Annotated in this window: 18 protein-coding genes; 8 read left to right on the forward strand and 10 right to left on the reverse strand. The window is 65.8% G+C overall.

The window, feature by feature from the left end; genetic code table 11:
• Nucleotide 1 precedes the first annotated feature (1 nt).
• Nucleotides 2-829, forward strand: coding sequence for an N-acetylmuramoyl-L-alanine amidase (locus VGR99_RS28150; RefSeq protein WP_326903219.1), 828 nt, complete (start codon nucleotides 2-4; stop codon nucleotides 827-829).
• A 102-nt stretch (nucleotides 830-931) separates the two neighbouring features.
• Here VGR99_RS28150 and VGR99_RS28155 read toward each other — a convergent pair whose 3' ends face one another.
• The 3 genes from VGR99_RS28155 to VGR99_RS28165 form a co-directional block, all read right to left on the reverse strand.
• Entirely contained in the window at nucleotides 932-2,542 is a 1,611-nt protein-coding gene (locus VGR99_RS28155; protein ID WP_326903220.1) for a Na+/H+ antiporter, read from the reverse strand.
• Between the two features lie 58 nt (nucleotides 2,543-2,600).
• Nucleotides 2,601-3,458: a class A beta-lactamase gene (gene bla / locus VGR99_RS28160; RefSeq protein WP_326903221.1), complete on the reverse strand. Its 858-nt coding sequence runs from the start codon at nucleotides 3,456-3,458 to the stop codon at nucleotides 2,601-2,603.
• Between the two features lie 221 nt (nucleotides 3,459-3,679).
• On the reverse strand, nucleotides 3,680-4,054 hold the full coding sequence (locus VGR99_RS28165; protein WP_326903222.1) for a nuclear transport factor 2 family protein: 375 nt from the start codon (nucleotides 4,052-4,054) through the stop codon (nucleotides 3,680-3,682).
• A gap of 95 nt (nucleotides 4,055-4,149) precedes the next feature.
• Between VGR99_RS28165 and VGR99_RS28170 the strand changes: the two genes are divergently transcribed.
• The gene (locus VGR99_RS28170; protein ID WP_326903223.1) at nucleotides 4,150-4,578 is read left to right on the forward strand and encodes a GFA family protein; all 429 of its coding nucleotides are present in this window, start codon (nucleotides 4,150-4,152) and stop codon (nucleotides 4,576-4,578) included.
• 167 nt (nucleotides 4,579-4,745) lie between these two features.
• A complete protein-coding gene (locus tag VGR99_RS28175) occupies nucleotides 4,746-6,557 on the forward strand; it encodes a caspase family protein (RefSeq protein WP_326903224.1) in 1,812 nt (603 codons plus the stop codon).
• 95 nt (nucleotides 6,558-6,652) lie between these two features.
• Here the strand turns inward: VGR99_RS28175 and VGR99_RS28180 are convergent, their stop codons facing one another.
• Nucleotides 6,653-7,342 carry a DUF1345 domain-containing protein gene (locus tag VGR99_RS28180; RefSeq protein ID WP_326903225.1) on the reverse strand — a complete coding sequence of 230 codons (690 nt, stop codon included), beginning with the start codon at nucleotides 7,340-7,342 and terminating at the stop codon, nucleotides 6,653-6,655.
• 8 nt (nucleotides 7,343-7,350) lie between these two features.
• The gene (locus VGR99_RS28185) at nucleotides 7,351-8,274 is read right to left on the reverse strand and encodes a farnesyl diphosphate synthase (protein ID WP_326903226.1); all 924 of its coding nucleotides are present in this window, start codon (nucleotides 8,272-8,274) and stop codon (nucleotides 7,351-7,353) included.
• Between the two features lie 160 nt (nucleotides 8,275-8,434).
• Here VGR99_RS28185 and mtgA point away from each other — a divergent pair, with 160 nt between their 5' ends.
• From mtgA to VGR99_RS28200, 3 genes are all read left to right on the forward strand, one after another.
• On the forward strand, nucleotides 8,435-9,109 hold the full coding sequence (gene mtgA, locus VGR99_RS28190) for a monofunctional biosynthetic peptidoglycan transglycosylase (RefSeq protein WP_326903227.1): 675 nt from the start codon (nucleotides 8,435-8,437) through the stop codon (nucleotides 9,107-9,109).
• 169 nt (nucleotides 9,110-9,278) lie between these two features.
• A complete protein-coding gene (rpmF, locus tag VGR99_RS28195) occupies nucleotides 9,279-9,461 on the forward strand; it encodes a 50S ribosomal protein L32 (RefSeq protein WP_007598106.1) in 183 nt (60 codons plus the stop codon).
• A 144-nt stretch (nucleotides 9,462-9,605) separates the two neighbouring features.
• Entirely contained in the window at nucleotides 9,606-10,256 is a 651-nt protein-coding gene (locus tag VGR99_RS28200; protein ID WP_326903228.1) for a hypothetical protein, read from the forward strand.
• A 6-nt stretch (nucleotides 10,257-10,262) separates the two neighbouring features.
• Here the strand turns inward: VGR99_RS28200 and VGR99_RS28205 are convergent, their stop codons facing one another.
• A complete protein-coding gene (locus VGR99_RS28205; protein WP_326903229.1) occupies nucleotides 10,263-10,523 on the reverse strand; it encodes a hypothetical protein in 261 nt (86 codons plus the stop codon).
• A 222-nt stretch (nucleotides 10,524-10,745) separates the two neighbouring features.
• On the opposite strand from VGR99_RS28205, the gene VGR99_RS28210 reads away from it, so the two are divergent.
• Entirely contained in the window at nucleotides 10,746-12,440 is a 1,695-nt protein-coding gene (locus VGR99_RS28210; RefSeq protein WP_326903230.1) for a bifunctional diguanylate cyclase/phosphodiesterase, read from the forward strand.
• Between the two features lie 101 nt (nucleotides 12,441-12,541).
• Here the strand turns inward: VGR99_RS28210 and VGR99_RS28215 are convergent, their stop codons facing one another.
• Nucleotides 12,542-12,910 (reverse strand): antibiotic biosynthesis monooxygenase family protein, encoded by a 369-nt coding sequence (locus tag VGR99_RS28215; protein WP_326903231.1) that lies wholly within the window; start codon nucleotides 12,908-12,910, stop codon nucleotides 12,542-12,544.
• A gap of 97 nt (nucleotides 12,911-13,007) precedes the next feature.
• Here VGR99_RS28215 and VGR99_RS28220 point away from each other — a divergent pair, with 97 nt between their 5' ends.
• The gene (locus tag VGR99_RS28220) at nucleotides 13,008-13,472 is read left to right on the forward strand and encodes a MarR family winged helix-turn-helix transcriptional regulator (RefSeq protein ID WP_326903232.1); all 465 of its coding nucleotides are present in this window, start codon (nucleotides 13,008-13,010) and stop codon (nucleotides 13,470-13,472) included.
• 13 nt (nucleotides 13,473-13,485) lie between these two features.
• Here VGR99_RS28220 and VGR99_RS28225 read toward each other — a convergent pair whose 3' ends face one another.
• The 3 genes from VGR99_RS28225 to VGR99_RS28235 all read right to left on the reverse strand — a co-directional run bounded on the left by VGR99_RS28225 (nucleotide 13,486) and on the right by VGR99_RS28235 (nucleotide 16,650).
• Complete coding sequence (locus VGR99_RS28225) at nucleotides 13,486-14,994, reverse strand: tripartite tricarboxylate transporter permease (protein WP_326903233.1); 1,509 nt, start codon at nucleotides 14,992-14,994, stop codon at nucleotides 13,486-13,488.
• Between the two features lie 4 nt (nucleotides 14,995-14,998).
• Nucleotides 14,999-15,484, reverse strand: a complete 486-nt coding sequence (locus VGR99_RS28230; RefSeq protein ID WP_326903234.1) for a tripartite tricarboxylate transporter TctB family protein — start codon at nucleotides 15,482-15,484, stop codon at nucleotides 14,999-15,001.
• Between the two features lie 191 nt (nucleotides 15,485-15,675).
• A complete protein-coding gene (locus VGR99_RS28235; RefSeq protein WP_326903235.1) occupies nucleotides 15,676-16,650 on the reverse strand; it encodes a tripartite tricarboxylate transporter substrate binding protein in 975 nt (324 codons plus the stop codon).
• Nucleotides 16,651-16,811 lie beyond the last annotated feature (161 nt).

The raw sequence follows: 16,811 nt of genomic DNA on the forward strand, positions 1-16,811 counted from the left end.
CTTGAGGCAATCGCGCAGCATCATCGCAGCTCTCGTTGCACCGCTGGTCGCGTCGATCCTGCTGGCGTCGCTTGCTCCTGTTGATACCGCCCTCGCCGTTGCCGCGCGAAAGCCGGCGAAGTCCAGGCAGAAGCCGCCGGAGTCGCCGCTCAGATGCGAGAAGCCGAAATTCCGGATCGTCGTGGATGCCGGGCACACTCCGGACTCCTACGGCGCCCTCAGCGCCCGCAATGATCCGGAATTCGGCTTCAACGTCCGACTGGCACGGCTCATCACGGCAGACCTCAAGTCCGAAGGTTTTGCCGCGACCCGTCTGCTCGTCACCGACGGCAAGGCGCGGCCGAGCCTGTTCAAGCGGGTCAGTGCCGCCAATGACGGCCGGGCCGATCTCTTCCTGTCGATCCATCATGATTCGGTGCCGGACAAGCTGCTCGAGACCTGGGAGTTCGACGGTTCGAAAAGCTATTTCAGCGACCGCTTTTCCGGCCACTCGTTGTTCGTGTCGCAGCAGAATCCGCACTTCACCACCAGCCTGTCGCTGGCGCGGATGATCGGCCGGCAGTTGAAGGATCAGGGCCTGCGTTATGCCAGCCAGTACACTTTGCCGGTGATGGGCCGCTACCGGCGCCAGCTGCTCGATAAGGATGTCGGCGTCTACCGCTATGACGGGCTCATCGTGCTGTCGCGGACACGGAGTGCCGCGGTGCTGCTCGAAGCCGGCTCGATCATCAACCGCGACGAGGAGATGGAGATGAACTCGTCGGAGCGGCAGGAGACGATTGCGCGGGCCGTCGCTGCGGGGGTCGGGGAGTTTTGCGAGAAGCGGTAGATTGCCCCGCTATTTCAACAGCCGTCATTGCGAGCGCAGCGAAGCAATCCAGACTGCCGCCGCGGAAAGATCCTGGATTGCTTCGCTGCGCTCGCAAGGAAGCTACAGCGGCCCTCCCCGATACTCCCTGTTCGCCAAACTCGCCTCTTCCAGGTCGAGATCGCGCTCGATCCGGCGCCTTGTCTCGTCGGTGATCTGGCCGTCGCGCAGGAGGTCGTGGATGAATTTGCGCTCGCCTGCGATCAGTTCGCGGGTCAGCGCGGTGCCGGCGGCGGAGACGTCGTGGTGGGCGGGGTCGAGCGAATCCGGCAGCTGGTTGACGCGAATCTCGTGGCGCGCGCGCAGGAGCCGCATCACCTCGTCGGAGACCTCCTTCTCCTCGGTCAGCGCGTCCAGCGATCTCAGCGCGGCGTCGAGGGCCTGGCGGCGCGCGGCGATCTCCGCCTCGTGCTCGGCGACATGCTCGTTGCGGCCGGCCTCGGCGACGCCGAGCCAGCGCACCACCGGCGGCAGCGTCAGGCCGACACCGATCAGCGTGACGAAGATGACGCCGAAGGCGACGAACAGGATCAGGTCGCGATAGGGAAAGGCATCGCCATCAGGCAGTGTGAACGGCAGCGCCAACGCGGCCGCGAGCGACACGGCGCCGCGCACACCGGTGAAGGCGAGCGTGAACGGCCATTGCCAGGGCGGCGATGGATCGCGCTTGCGCAGCGACTTCGAGAGAATCCGCGGCAGATAGATCGCGGGGAACAGCCAGACAAAGCGTGCAATCACGATGACCGTCAGGACCACTGCGGTCGCGACCGCGATATCGTCGAGCGGGAACGCCTTCGATTTCTCGTAGAGCGCGCGCATCTGGAAGCCGGTGAGCAGGAACAGCAGGCCTTCGATCAGGTAGATGATGAGGTCCCAGAAGAAGATGCCCTGAAGGCGCGTCGACGCCGAGATCAGAAGCGGCCCGTTCCAGCTCACATAGAGGCCGCAGGCGACGGTGGCGATCACACCGGAGCCGCCGACATGCTCGGGCAGCCAATATGAGACGTAGGGCGTGATCAGCGACAGCGTCAGCTCGACCTGCGGATCTCCGGACCATTTGCGGAAGCGGAGGGAGAGCCAGCCGACGCCGATGCCGAAGGCGATCTCGCCGGCGACGATCAGGACGAACTCGCCGGCCGCGAGCGGCAGCGAGAAATGGCCGACAATGATGGCGGCAAGCGCGAACCGGTAGAGGATCAGCGCGGTGGCGTCGTTGGCGAGCCCTTCGCCTTCGAGGATGACCAAGAGCCGTCGCGGCATGTTCAGCCGCCGCGCGATCGCGAGCGGCGCCACCACGTCGGGCGGCGCGACGATGGCGCCGAGCAGGAAGCCGATGGTCCAGGGCAGGCCGATCAGATAATGCGTGGCGGCCGCCACCATGGCCGCGGTGAAGATCACCGCGCCGACCGCGAGCAGCACGATCGGGCGCAGATTCTTCTTGAACTCGCGCCAGCTCATCGCGACGCTCGCCGAGTAGATCAGCGGCGGCAGCACCATCAGCAGCACCAGTTCCGGCGGCAGTTCCACCGGCGGCATGCCCGGCACGAAGGCGAGGCCGACGCCGGCCAGCATCAGCAGGATGGCAGGCGCGATGTTGAAGCGGCGGGCGGCGAGCGCGGTGCCCGCCAGCACGGCGAGCAGGATGAGGAAGGTCTGAAATTTCGCGGCGATCATGGCCTGTCTTGGCCCGGAAGCGGCCAAGAGGTCAATGCGGCGGTCGATATGGTGCGGCCTATGCCAGCCGTTCGGCCACCATGCGCCCGATGCGCGCGAACACGGCCTCGATCTGCGCGGCGGTCGGCTTGCCGCCTTGGGTGTAGGCCGCGATCAGGATCGGCGCATCCGGTTTTGGCCAGACGACCGCGATATCGCCGGATGCATCCTTGCCGTTGTTGCCGGTCTTGTCGCCGATTGTCCAGCTTGCCGGCAGGCCGCCGCGCAGCCGGTTCGCGCCGGTCTTGCAGTTCACCATCCATTCGGTGAGCTGGGCGCGCGATGCCGGCAACAGCGCCTCGCCGATCACGAGGCGTTTCAGATTGCCGGCCATCGCCGCCGGCGTCGTGGTGTCATGGGGATCGCCGGGCGGCGAGCGGTTGAGCTCGGGCTCGTTGTGGTCGAGCCGCGTGGTGGTGTCGCCGAGCGTGCGCCAGAATGCGGTCAGCGCGGCCGGCCCGCCGACCCGCGCCAGCAGCAGGTTGGCGCAGGTGTTGTCGCTGAGCTCGACGATGGCCTTGCACATCTCGGCGACCGACATCTTGCCCGCCGCCAGATTTTGCTTGGCGACCGGCGCGTAGTCGAGCAGGTCGCCCTGGCCGTAAGGGATCACGGCCGCGAGCTGCTCCTCGCCGCGATCGACCCGCGCCAGCACGCAGGCCGCGAGCGAGGCCTTGAATGTCGAACACATGACGAAGCGCTCGTCGGCGCGCCAGGCGAGCTTTGCGCCGGTCGCAAGGTTTTCGGCATAGAGCCCGATCCGCCCGCCGCTTTCGTGCTCGTAGCTGGCAAGTTCGGGCGGCGCCTCTGCGGCAAATGCGGGGGCGGCGGCCATCCAGCAGAGTGAGGCGAGCAGGGAGCGGCGGTCGAGAGGCATGGGAGCTTTCAGGCGAGTGGACGTGGGTGTTGTAGCAAACGCTCCATCCCCATCGTCATTGCGAGGAGCGTAAGCGACGAAGCAATCCAGTCTGTTTCCTCGGAAGGATTCTGGATTGCTTCGTCGCAAGGGCTACTCGCAATGACGTGTGGCGAGAGTTGCGCTCGCAATGACGGCGAATGCGGGACAAGCGCGTCAGATTTCGGTGAGCGGCAAGCCCCTCACTCTCTCAAATCATACCGGTACGATTTCGACACGATCTGCCAGCCGTCGGCGAGCTTCATCGCCACCAGATAATCCGTGAAGAAGCGCGGCGGCAGCTGGCAGCGGACCTTGATGAAGGCGGTGTTGTCGTCGGAGCGGTCGATGGTGACGATGAAATCCTCGCGCGGCTTGCCTTCGGCCTTGCCGGAGGGGCGCTTGCGCACGCGGTCGAGCCAGTCGGGCACGGTCAGCACCTGCAATTCGCCCTTCTCGACCCAGCGCAAATCGGCGGAGGGATGGAAGATGGCGCTGAGCTTGTCGGCATCGCCCTCGTAGAGGCCGTCGAAATAGGATTGCACGACGGCTTCGACGCTCGAACGGTTCTGGCTCATGGGGTCATCCCTTTGAATGATGCTTGGGGCGGAACTTAGTCGTACACATCAAAATGCGCTATGGGTGTGTCAGCCATTTGCGCCAAGGCGTCGCCATGACCGGATCAGAAAATTCGATCGCTCGTATCCTCACCGGCGAATGCTATTGCCGCACGGTGCGCTTTGAGGTCGCCGACGCGTTCTCCTATGCGATGAACTGCCACTGCTCGAACTGCCGGCGCACCACCGGCTCCGCCTTCAAGCCGTTCGCCGGTATCGCGCAGGACAAGCTTCGCCTCGTCCAGGGCGAGGACCAGCGGCTGATCTACGGCGACGACACCACCCATGATGCCCACTGCGCCCGATGCGGCTCGCTGCTTTATTCCCGGGTGCGCGAGGGAAAATGGGTCCATGTCGCCATGGGAACCCTGGTCGATGCGCCCTCGATCCGCCCCAGCGCCCATATTTTCGTCGGCTCGAAGGCGCCCTGGCACGAGATTACGGACGATCTGCCGCAGTATCGGGGGCATGTCGGGGATGCCTAGGGGAACCCGGCCGGCGTGTGCCGTTGTCGCCGAACCCCAGCCGCGCTGGCGCGACAAACCTAAGGGGCCTTTCGGCCCGTCGCCGGCGTCGCCTTGGTGACCTCCATCACAAGCGCCGCCCGCCGATCCTGCTAAAGCGGCCTCAAAGAACTTTTGGAAGTCGTGTCATGCGCAACCTGTCCAGACTTTGCCCGCTTCTCCTCGCTCTCGCGCTGCTGTTCGGCGCCGGGCCGGCTTTCGCCGGAAAGCGCGTCGCGCTGGTGATCGCGAATTCGGCCTATCGGCACGCGCCTTCGCTCGCCAACCCGGTCAATGACGGCTCGGTGATGGCGAAGACGCTGAAGGACGCCGGCTTCGACATCGTCGATTCCCGGCACGATCTGTCGGCGCTGGACACGCGGCGCGTGCTGCGCGAATTCGCCGACGCGACGCGCGATGCCGACATCGCCGTGGTCTACTATGCCGGTCACGGCATCGAGGTCGAAGGCTCCAACTATCTGATCCCCGTCGACGCCAAGCTCGAGCGCGACACCGACGTCTATGACGAGGCGCTCTCGCTCGACCGCGTCCTGGTTGCGGTCGAACCCGCCAAGCAGCTTCGCCTGGTGATCCTGGACGCCTGCCGCGACAATCCGTTCGGCAAGACCATGAAGCGCACCCTCGCGACGCGCGGCATCGGCCGCGGCCTCGCCCAGGTCGAGCCGACCAGCCCCAACACGCTGATCGCCTATTCGGCCAAGGCCGGCTTCACGGCGCAGGACGGCGACGGCGCCAACAGCCCGTTCACGGTCGCGCTGTCGAAGCATCTGACGACCCCGGGCCTCGACGTTCGCCGCGCCTTCGGCTTCGTGCGCGACGACGTGCTGAAGTCAACCGGCAACAAGCAGGAGCCGTTCGTCTATGGCTCGCTCGGCGGCGAGGACGTGCCGCTGGTGCCGGTCAGGGCGGTGGCTGCGGCGCCTGCGGCGCCCATGGTGAATCCGCAGGCCGATATCCGTCGCGACTACGAACTCGCGCTCCAGGTCGGCAACAAGGCGGCATGGGATGCCTTCCTCGCCCAGCATCCCGACGGCTTCTATGCGAGCCTCGCCAAGCTTCAGGTCGAAAAAATTGGCGCCGAGCAGGCTCACGCGGCGGCCACCGAAAAGGCGCGGCAGGCCGAGGTCGAACGCGATCGTCTGGCTGCGCTCGGTGCGCAGAAGGAGGCGCAAGCCAAGGCTGCGGCCGATGCGAAGGCCGCCGAGCAGGCCCAGCTGGCCGCGCAGAAGGCCAAGGAGCAGGCGCAGCAGCAGGCCGCCGCGGCCGAGCAGCAGCGCGTCAATCTCGCCGCCGCAGCCCCGAGCGCCGCGCCCGCAAGCACGGCGAGCCCGGCCGGCACCAATGTCGCGTCCCTGACGCCCGCGGCGACGCCGGCCGATCTCACCCGCTCGGTGCAGACCGAGCTCGGCCGTGTCGGCTGCTTCTCGGGCCAGGCCGACGGCAACTGGACGACGTCCTCGCAGCGCTCGCTGTCGCAGTTCAACCGCTATGCCGGCACCAAGCTCGACGTGAAGGTCGCCAGCACCGATGCGCTGGACGCGGTCAAGGCCAAGCCGGCGCGCGTCTGCCCGCTGGTCTGCGAGCACGGCTTCAAGGCCGATGGCGACAAGTGCACCAAGATCGTCTGCCGTGAAGGCTATGCGATCAACGACGACAATGAATGCGAGAAGCAGCGTGCGGCCAAGCCGTCCAGGCCTGCAACAGCGAAGCGCGACGACAGTGACGAGCGTCCCGCACGGCAGCGTCGTCAGGCCGGTGGTGCGGCCGGCGGCTTTGGTGCCGCGGCCGGCATTGCGGCCGCGGGCGCCAGCCGTACCCCGATTGGCGGGAAGGTCTACTGCAACGGCAGTGGCTGCCGTCCGGTCACCCCCGGCTGCCATCTCGAATATCGCGGCGGCGGCGGTCCCGCCAACGAGGCCAACGCCGAGGTTTGTTACTGATTTCCGGAGTCGTCCCGGCCTAAAGCATGATCCGGAAAAGTGCGCAGCGGTTTTCCGAAAAGATCATGCTCAAACAACATCCAAAGCCGGGACGATCAACTCGAAATCGCGCTCGCCGCAATGTTCACCGTCAGCGCCAGCAATGCCGTGTTGTAGATGAATGATACGATGCCGTGCGCGGTGGCGGTGCGGCGGATGATCTTGTCGGAGATGCCGACGTCGGAGACCTGCGCGGTCATGCCGATCACGAACGAGAAATAGACGAAGTCCCAATAGTCGGCGTGGTCTTCCTTGTCGCCGCTCGGGAATTGCAGGCCGCCCGGCGGGTGCCGGTAATATTCATGGGCGTAATGCAGCGCGAAGGTCGTGTGCACGGCGGCCCAGGACAGCGCAATGGTGGTGATCGCGACCGTCAGTTCCCACGCACCGCGATGTGGTGTGCCGAGCTCCGAGACGATCGCGGCGATGCTGGCGAAGGCGCCGGTCGCCGTCACCAGCAGAATGACGAAGCGGCCGTCGTCCTGCATCGCCGCGGCACGGCGGATGTGCTGGTGGTCGTTGCACAGCATCATCGCGTAGACCAGCACGAGATAGACCGCGATCAGCGCGTCCCAGCCGAACAAGAGCCGCGTCACCAGCCGGTGCGAGCCCGGCAGCAGCAGGCAGACCAGAGCGCCGGCCGCGAGCGCGATGAAGGTGCGCGGCCGCGCATAGATCAGCCGCACCGGCCGCGACATCTGGCGGAAGCGGACGAGGACGGGATCGTCTTTGCCCTCGGCCGCCATCGAATGTGCTAGCTCTTCCGCTCGGCCACGAAGCGCGCGGCGGCCTGCAGCACGGCGGCACGGTCGCCGAAGATCGACACGGCGCTGTCGGCGCGCGCGAGCAGGTCGCGCACGCGCTGCTTGGCGCCGTCGATGCCGAGCTGGGTGACGAAGGTGGTCTTGCCCATCGCAGCGTCCTGGCCCGAGGGCTTGCCGAGCGCGGCCGCATCGCCCTCGACGTCGAGCAGGTCGTCGGCGATCTGGAAGGCCTCGCCGAGCGCGCGGCCGTAATCGTCGAGCGCCTGATATTCCTTCTGCGAGGCCTGGCCGAGGATCGCGCCGGCGATGCAGCCGTAGCGCAGCAGGGCGCCGGTCTTCATCTGCTGAATGCGGGCGACGTCGATCGGTTCGTTGCCGCCGAAGCGGCCTTCGCCGGCGAGATCGAGGATCTGGCCGCCGACCATGCCGCCGATGCCGGCGCAGCGCGCCAGCGCGCGCGTCAGCAGCAGGCGCACATTGGCGTCGCGATGGATCTCGTCGCGGGTGACGATGTCGAAGGCGAGCGTCAGCAGGCCGTCGCCCGCGAGAATCGCGGTCGCGTCATCGGTCTGCTTGTGCAGGGTGGGACGGCCGCGGCGCAGGTCGGAATTGTCCATCGCCGGCAGGTCGTCATGGATCAGCGAGTAGCAGTGGATGCATTCGAGCGCGGCGCCCACGAGCAGCGCGGCCTCGCGCGGCACGCCGAACACGGCGGCGCTCTCGACCACCAGGAACGGCCGCAGGCGCTTGCCGCCGTTCAGGCTCGAATAGCGCATTGCGTCCATCAGTCGCTTGGGCCGGGCGATCTCATCGTGCAGGATATCGTCCGTCAGCAGGCGGCCGAGCAGGGCCTCGGTGTCATCAGCGGTCTTGTCCAGACGTTTGGCGAAATCGGACGGGGACGTGCCGGTCATCAAGAAGGGCTCCAGAACTAAAATTCGGCGGGACAATCCTTTATGCGCCCGCCCCAGTCAATCGTTTGGAAGGCCTAAAAAGTGCTGGAAAAGGCCCGAATTATCACAGACTTAATGCGGGGATCGTCGCCGCGTTTCGTTTTCCGCCGGAAAGCTCGATTTGCGCATCGTTAAAATCCTGCTGGCGTTGCTCGCGGTCGTGGTTCTCGCGCCCTATGTGATCGCGCCGTTCTACCGCACCGGCCATCCGGTTTCGACACTGATGCTCTGGCGCAGCCTGCGGGGCGCGCCGATGCAGCGGGAATGGATCGATCTGGCGGCGATGTCGCCCTATCTGCCGCGCGCGGTGGTGGCGGCCGAGGATGCGCATTTCTGCAAGCATCACGGCATCGACTGGGGCGCGCTGCGCGAGGCGATCGACGACGCCAGGGAGGACGGCACCGCCTTCCGGGGCGCCTCAACCATCACCCAGCAGGTCGCGAAAAACCTGTTCCTCTGGCAGGGGCGGGATTTTGTCCGCAAGGCGCTGGAATTTCCGCTGGCGCTGTGGATCGACTTCGTCCTGCCCAAGGCACGGATCCTGGAAATTTACCTCAACATCGCCGAGCTCGGCCCGCAGGGCCAATTTGGCGTGGAGGCCGCCAGCGCCTATGCCTTCGGCAAGTCGGCCGAGGACCTCTCGTCCCGGGAGGCGGCGCTGCTGGCCTCGATCCTGCCGAATCCGCTCAAACGCAGCGCCCGGACCCCGGGGCCGGGCGTCCGGCGGCTGGCCGCGACCTACATGGCGCGGGGGCAGGCCTCCTCGCTTTCGACCTGCTGGCGGGAAAATCGCTGATTTTTGGCCCATTCCGGGCGCATTTTCCGGTCCAAGAGCCTAGCTTTACGGTCAGCCTTCCTCTATAAGCCCGGCCTTGATCGGCATTCAGCTCGCCCCGTATTGCGGGTGCTGAGCCGTCCTCCGCGGACGATGCCCGGATGAACACCAATCCCTAGAGGATATTGAAATGGCCGTTCCGAGACGAAAAACTTCGCCGTCGCGCCGTGGCATGCGCCGCTCGGCAGACGCCATCAAGAAGCCGACCTATGTGGAGGACAAGGACTCCGGCGAGCTCCGTCGTCCCCACCACCTCGACCTCAAGACCGGCATGTACAAGGGCCGTCAGGTCCTGAAGAAGAAAGAGTCCTAAAGTTTAGGATCTTTCTTCGGGCAGGATGATTTCGCCTGCCTGATTTCGGCCAACCCATGAGATATGACAGTGACGGCGGCGGAGCCAATGCTTCGCCGCCGCATTGTCCTGTCCGGATATCTTGATCGAGAAGGCATTTCGCCGATGGTCGGTTTCCCGCTGCTCCTGATTCCGCTCGCGGTCTACAACATCATCGCCTTCCTGATGCCGAGCGTGTCCTTCACGGACGTGCTGTTCAATGTGCCGATGATCACGGGCGAGACCTGGCCGGTCACGCTCGCCGACCTGATGCTTGCGCTCGGCATCGTGCTGCTGCTGCTCGAGGTGGTCAAAGGCGCGCGGCCCGGGTCGAAATTCCTGATGGACCATCTGCTGTCGCTGATCGTGTTCGGCGCGGCTGCTGCCGAATTCGTGATGTGGCCCAAATTCGGCAACTCCACTTTTTTCCTGCTGGTGCTGCTCGCGATGGCCGATTTCCTCGGCGGTATCGCCCAGCGAACGCGCCGCCGCGTCACCTATGTCGCCGAGACGACCGTGCCCGCACCGCGCAAGTCCAAGCGCAAGGCCGAGGCGCCGGCGGATGAAGCCGTGGTCGAGCCCAGGTTCGAGCCGATGTCCGCGCCGCAGCCAGCGCCGATGGCGCCGCCTGCACCTTCCGCGCAGTCGGTCGCCGAATCCGTGCTGATGGATCATCCGGCGCCGAAGCCGGTGATCCCGCCCTCGCCGGAAATTCCCTCGCCGCATCTGCAGCCCGGCAACGGCACGCCGCCGTCTCCCGACACGCCGCTGCGCTGATCGATCTTACGCCACTTGCCGCGTGCGCGCGGTGACGCTTCCGAGCGGGTGCTTGCTGCCATAGGCCACCCGCGCATCTTCGGACGAAGCGCGGCGGAGCCGGCTGGTCTGGGGCAGGTGCTCGGCATTGGCGATGAGCTGGGTGACGAAGCTCGAATCGGGGCGCGGCAGCGGGGCCTTGTAGATCAACTGGACAGTCGGGATCACCGGCACCAGGGCCGTGCCCGTGCTGCCTTCCGCCACTTCCGATCGATCAGTACCCAACATCGCTATCACCGTTGATCCGGCGAAGCCTGTCGCGTTTCGGGACGCTGGCGCCGGGTGCGTGTCAGTACTCGCAAGGCCTATGCCGGACGGGCCGGTTTGGTTCCGACGTCCGTTCACAACGTGGTTTCCAAATTGTTTATGAACTTTGCCTAGGGTCGTAGGCGAATCTGGCCGTATTCTGTACCGGCTCAGGACTCCCCGCTGTCCCGAAATGAGGCGATTTTGACCCCTGCATTGCCGCAAGCCTCCGACATCCTGGCCGCGCTCGGGCAGGCCGTGTTCGCCTGGGACATCACCAGCGATGTCATCGTCTGGGGTGAGCAGCTCCCTGCCGTCTTCCCCGGTATTCCCTCCGAGCGTCTTTCGACCGGCACGGAATTCGCCAAGCTGATCGAGCCGGCGCAGACGCTGCGAACCGCCGCGCTGGCGCAGACCTCCGCCGTGCATGGTGCCGACGGCACGCCCTACCGGGTCGAGTACGGCGTGCGCGTCAGCGCCTCCGATCCCGTGGTCTGGGTCGAGGAGACCGGCCGCTGGTTCGCCGGCCCCGACGGACGCCCCACGCGCGCGATCGGTTCCGTCCGCATCAACAATGAGCGCCACGCCCGCGACGAGGAGCTGGCCAGGCTCGCCCGGCTCGATCCGCTCACCGGCGAGCTCAACCGCTCGCATCTGATCGCGGCGCTGGCCGAGGCGATCGAGGAGACCACCCGCTTCCGCTCGACCGCGGCCTTCATGCTGGTCGGTATCGACCATCTCGCCCGCGTCAACGACGCCTTCGGCTTCGACGTCGCCGACGCCGTGATCCTCGACGTCGCCAAGCGCATCCGTGCGCGCCTGCGCGGCGGTGACGTGCTCGGGCGCTTCTCCGGCAACAAGTTCGGCCTGATCCTGAAGAACTGCACCATCGACGACATGAACGTCGCCGCCGAGCGTTTTCTCGCCGGTATCCGCGACGCGGTGGTGCCGACGAAATCCGGTCCGGTCTCGGTCACCGCCTCGATCGGCGCGGTCAGCCTGCCGCGCTACGCCCGCAGCACCGATGAGGCGGTCAACCGCGCCCACGAGACGCTGGACGCCGCCAAGCGGCGCCGCGTCGGCTCGTTCGCGGCCTGGCGTCCGGATGCCACGCGCGATGCGCAGCGCCGCGTCAACATCCGCGTCACCGACGAGATCGTCACCGCGCTGAACGAGCGCCGCATCAAGCTCGCCTATGAGCCGGTGGTCGCGGCCGGCTCGCGCGAGCGTGCATTCCATGAGTGCCTGGTGCGGATGGACCAGGGCGACGGCCAGGTGCTGCTCGCGCCCGACATCGTGCCGGTCGCCGAGCGGCTCGGCCTGATTCGCCTGGTCGATCATCGCGTGCTCGAGCTCGTCGTCGCCGAACTCGCCGCTGCGCCCGATATCTGCCTCAGCCTCAACATCTCGCCGGATACGACCATGGATCCGGACTGGTGGGCGAGCATCGAATCGCTGATGCGCGCGCATCCCGGCGTCGCCGAGCGGCTGATCGTCGAGATCACCGAGACGGTCGCGATCCAGGACATCGATGACGTCCGCGGCTTCGTCACCCGGCTGAAGAATTTCGGCAGCCGCATCGCCATCGACGATTTCGGCGCCGGCTACACCTCGTTCCGAAACTTGCGCAAGCTCGGCGTGGATATCGTCAAGATCGACGGCGCCTTCGTGCAGAACATCACCCATTCCGCCGACGACCGCGCCTTCGTGCAGACCCTGATCGACCTCGCCCGCCGCCTCGACATCAAGACCGTGGCCGAATGGGTCCAGGACGAGCAGGCCGCCAACATGCTGCGCGACTGGGGCTGCGACTACATCCAGGGCCGCCTGACCGGCCTCGCCTCCGCCGACCGCCCCTGGGGTGTCCCGTCGGACAGCGTGCTGCCTGCGGCGAGTTGAGACGCCGTAGGGTGGGTTAGCCGAAGGCGTAACCCACCGCTCCTGTCGCGGCACGAGAAGAGGTGGATTACGCCTTCGGCTAATCCACCCTACGAGCGCAGCTACGCCACACAGACCCCCGGCACCGCGACCTTCTGGAACAGATGCGGGCTCGCGACGGCCGACGCCGGGTAGTCCGCGATCTTCGCGCGGAATTCCGGGTGGGTGAACGCCGCGCGGAAATGCGCGTTGGACTCCCAGACCGCGTAGTTGAGATAGGTCGGATTGTCGCCGATAGCGCGGTGGAGCTGGGTCGAGATGAAACCCGGCTGCCGCTTCATGAAGGCGGCATCGTCCTGCCAGTTCGTCAGGAAGCGCTGTTCATCCGCCGCATCCAGCGTGAACAAATTCACCAGCACCACGGGGCCGGCATCGAGTGCGATCTGGCGGTCGATCGGAAAACTCGGGTCGAGCGGACGCATCTGGGGCATGGCATCACTCCGTGCAAATTGGTATCATTATGTCAATTCGACATGGTGTTACATTGATAATTGACATGATGATGTCAATACGGAGCAGTCATTACAAATGACCAGGACCAAACGGACGCCTTCTGGTGAGGCCCTGACCGGCTTCATCCTCGATCTGTTCCGGGCCAACGGCCTGCTTCTGACCGCCGGCGACCGGCTGGTCGCAGCGCTCGGGCTCACCAGCGCGCGCTGGCAGATCCTGGGGGCGATCGTCGATGCCGAGCGCCCGGAGCCGGTGGCCTGGCTGGCGCGCAATCTCGGCGCCAATCGCCAGAACGTGCAGCGGATCGTCAACGACCTCGAGCGTGACGGTCTCGTTGCGTTCGAGACCAATCCGCATCACCGCCGCGCGCAGCTCGTGGTGCTCACCGACAAGGGAAGGCAGGTCTACGATGCCGCCGGCCGCTTGCAGGTCCCGTGGGTCAACGGCCTGGCGGACGGCTTGTCGGTGAAAGACATCGAAACGGCGCATCGCGTGATCGGCGCGTTGCGCGACCGGCTGGAGAGAAGCGGCGAGGGGTGATCGCGCCGCGCCTTCACGCCCCCTCATCCAGTGCCACCAGCTCGCGCTTCTTGCGCAGCGCCGGCAACAGCGGCGCGATCAGCAGGATCAGCGCGAGCACAAGGCACGCCGCCGAGATCGGCCGCTGCACAAAAGTCCAGAGATCGCCCTGCGACAGGATCAGCGACTTGCGCAGATTGTTCTCCAGCATCGGCCCGAGCACGAAGGCGAGCACCAGCGGGGCCGGCTCGTAGCCGAGCTTGCGCATGAAATAGCCGATGATGCCGAACGCGATCATCACATAGACGTCGAACACGTTGTTGCTCGAGCAGTACACGCCGAGGATCGTGAACAGGATGATCAGCGGGAACAGGATGTTGTAGGGCAGCTTCAGGAGCTGCACCCACATGCCGATCATCGGCAGGTTCAGGATCAGCAGCATGACGTTGCCGATATACATGCTGGCGACGATGCCCCAGAACAGGCCGGGGTTTTGCGTGATCAGCAGCGGTCCCGGCTGCAGGCCGTGAATGACGAAGGCACCGAGCAGCAGCGCCATCACCACGTTCGGCGGGATGCCGAGCGTCATCAGCGGAATGAACGCGCCGCCGGCCGCCGCGTTGTTGGCGGATTCGGGGCCTGCGACGCCCTCGATCGCGCCATGGCCGAACCGTTCCGGCGTCTTCGACAGCCGCTTCTCCAGCGCATAGGACGCAAACGAGGCCACCACCGCGCCGCCGCCCGGCAAGATGCCGAGCAGGAATCCGAGCAGCGTGCCGCGCGCGACCGGCCCGGTGCTCGCCTTCCAATCGGCCTTGTTGGGCAGGAGCTGCGTGATCTTCGCATTGATGATGTCGCGCTTGATCGCCTGCTCGATGTTGAGCAGCACCTCGGCGACGCCGAACAGGCCCATCACGACGGGTACGAGGCCGATGCCGTCGATCAGCTCCATGCGGCCGAAGGTGAGGCGCGGCTGCGCCGTGATGCTGTCGAGCCCGATCAGCCCGAGCACGACGCCGATACAGGCCATGAGCAATGCCTTCGGCATCGAGCCCTGGGTCAGGAAGGTCAGCACCACGAGGCCGAGCACCATCAGGCTGAAATATTCGGCCGGGCCGAACGCGATCGCGATGCTGGCAAGCCGCGGCGCCACCAGCATCAAGGCGACCAGCGCAAACGTGCCGGCGATGAAGGAGCCGAAGGCGGAGATCCCGAGCGCGGGGCCGGCGCGGCCCTGCTTCGCCATCTGGTGGCCGTCGATACAGGTGACGACGGATGCGGCTTCGCCGGGAATGTTGACCAGGATCGAGGTGGTCGATCCCCCATACATCGAGCCGTAATAGATGCCGGCCATCATGATGATGCCGGATTCCGGCGTGCCCGACAGCGTCACCGGCAGCAGCAGCGACATCGCCGAGATCGGCCCGATGCCGGGCAGCACGCCGACCAGCGTGCCGATGAAGACGCCGATGAAGCAGTAGAGCAGGTTGATCGGGAGCAGGGCGACGCCAAACCCATGCGCGACGTTGGCAAGCGTATCCATGCGGTCAGCCGATCCCGAACAGGCCCGAGGGCAGCTGGATCAACAGCAGCCGCTTGAGCACCCACCACATGCCCGTTGGCACCAGCACGGCGACCGGGATCGCCAGCGTCCAGCGCACGGGGTCGATCAGCCGCAGCAACAGCAGCATCAACGGGATCGACGACAGCAGAAATCCGAGCGGCTCAAGCGCGAAGGAGAACGCGGTGAGGCAGGCGATCACGAGCAGCGGCTTGCTCCAGCGCGCATTCTCCCAGCGCGAGGCCAGCGTCTGTCCACCCTCGGTGACCGCCGCGATAATGATGGCGCCGGCGAACACGCACATCAGGATGCCCGTGTAGAACAGCACGTAGCCGGAGCCGGGATCGTTGATGGTCCCGAGCTTGAGCTTCAGTCCCTGCCAGATCACGAAGCCGCCGAGCGCAAGCCCGATCAGCCCGCCCCAGAGCTCGGAGTTGTTGAGGCGGAGTTTGACGTTGGTTTGGTCGTTCATCGGTGCTCTCTCGGCCGTTCCCCGGACGCTGCGCAGCGCCATAAGTGCGTTTACGCACGTCTTCGACGTGCTTTGGCGGTGCGCTGCAGAGCCGGGGCCCATGAGTGTGGACGAAAAAGATGGGTCCCGGCTCAGCGGTGCACCGCTGAAGAAGCGCTGCACCGCGTCCGGGACACGAAAGTGGCTCGGTCCTACTTCTTCGCAAGCCCGAGCGTGTCGATCACCTTGCGCTCGGACTCCGTGACCTCGACGACGAACTTCCTGTAGTCCTCGGTGTTCTTGTAGTTCGGCACCATGTCGTATTTGGCGAGCGTGGCGATCACCGCGGGGTCCTCGACCGCCTTCTTGAAGGCGTCGTGCAGCTTGGCGACGATCTTGGGATCCACGCCCTTCGGACCGGCGATGCCGAACGGGGAATCATAGACCATGGGATAGCCGAGCTCCTTCAGCGTCGGCACATCGGGATAGTTCGGCGACCTCGCGCCGGTCCACACCATCAGCAGCTTCAGCTTGCCGGCATCGACCAGCGGCCGCCATCCCGTGGAATCGGCCTGCAGCATGGTGTGCTGGCCCAGCACCGCGGCGTTGGTCTCCGCGCCGCCCTTGAACGGCACCTGCGTGAGCTTGATGCCAGACATCGCCGCGATCTGCTCCATGCCGATATGCAGCGAGGTGCCGGTGCCCGGCGTCGCGTAAGTTACCTTGCCCGGATTGGCCTTGGCGAAGTCGACCACGTCCTTCCAGGACTTGAACTGCGACTCCGCACTGGTGGTCACGCCGAACGTATAGCCGGTGAGGTGGATGATGTAGGTGAAGTCCTTGGCCGGATCCCACGACACTTCCTGCATCAGGGGCAGGCGGAACACGGTGATCGGAATCTGCGCGATGGTGTAGCCGTCGGGCTTTGCGGCTGCCGCCATGGTCGCTGGGCCCACCGTGCCGCCGCCGCCGGCCTTGTTGTCGATCACGATCGGCTGCCCCAGCACCTTCGAGGCACTGTCGGCGATCGCACGCATCGAGATGTCGGTGGAGCCGCCGGCCGGCCATGGCACGATCAGCGTGATGGGTTTGCTCGGATAGTCCTGCGCACTGGCGGCTGTTGCGAGCAACGCGCCCACGACATGCATGGCGGCAAAGGCAATCGTCTTCAGCCCGTATCGCGACATCGAAACTCCTCCCGCACGGCGGCCTCGTTGGACCGCCGTTTCTCTTTGTTATGACGGGATTGTCCCCGAAATCATGGGAGAAGAAAAGCGCATTGCGCGGTTCGCCCGTAACGGCGAGGCAGCGATCCCCGCGGAAACGGGACGTGCGACAATTGGTCGTT

Origin of the sequence: Bradyrhizobium sp., from assembly GCF_035935975.1 — a bacterium.
In the GTDB taxonomy this organism is placed as follows: domain Bacteria; phylum Pseudomonadota; class Alphaproteobacteria; order Rhizobiales; family Xanthobacteraceae; genus Bradyrhizobium.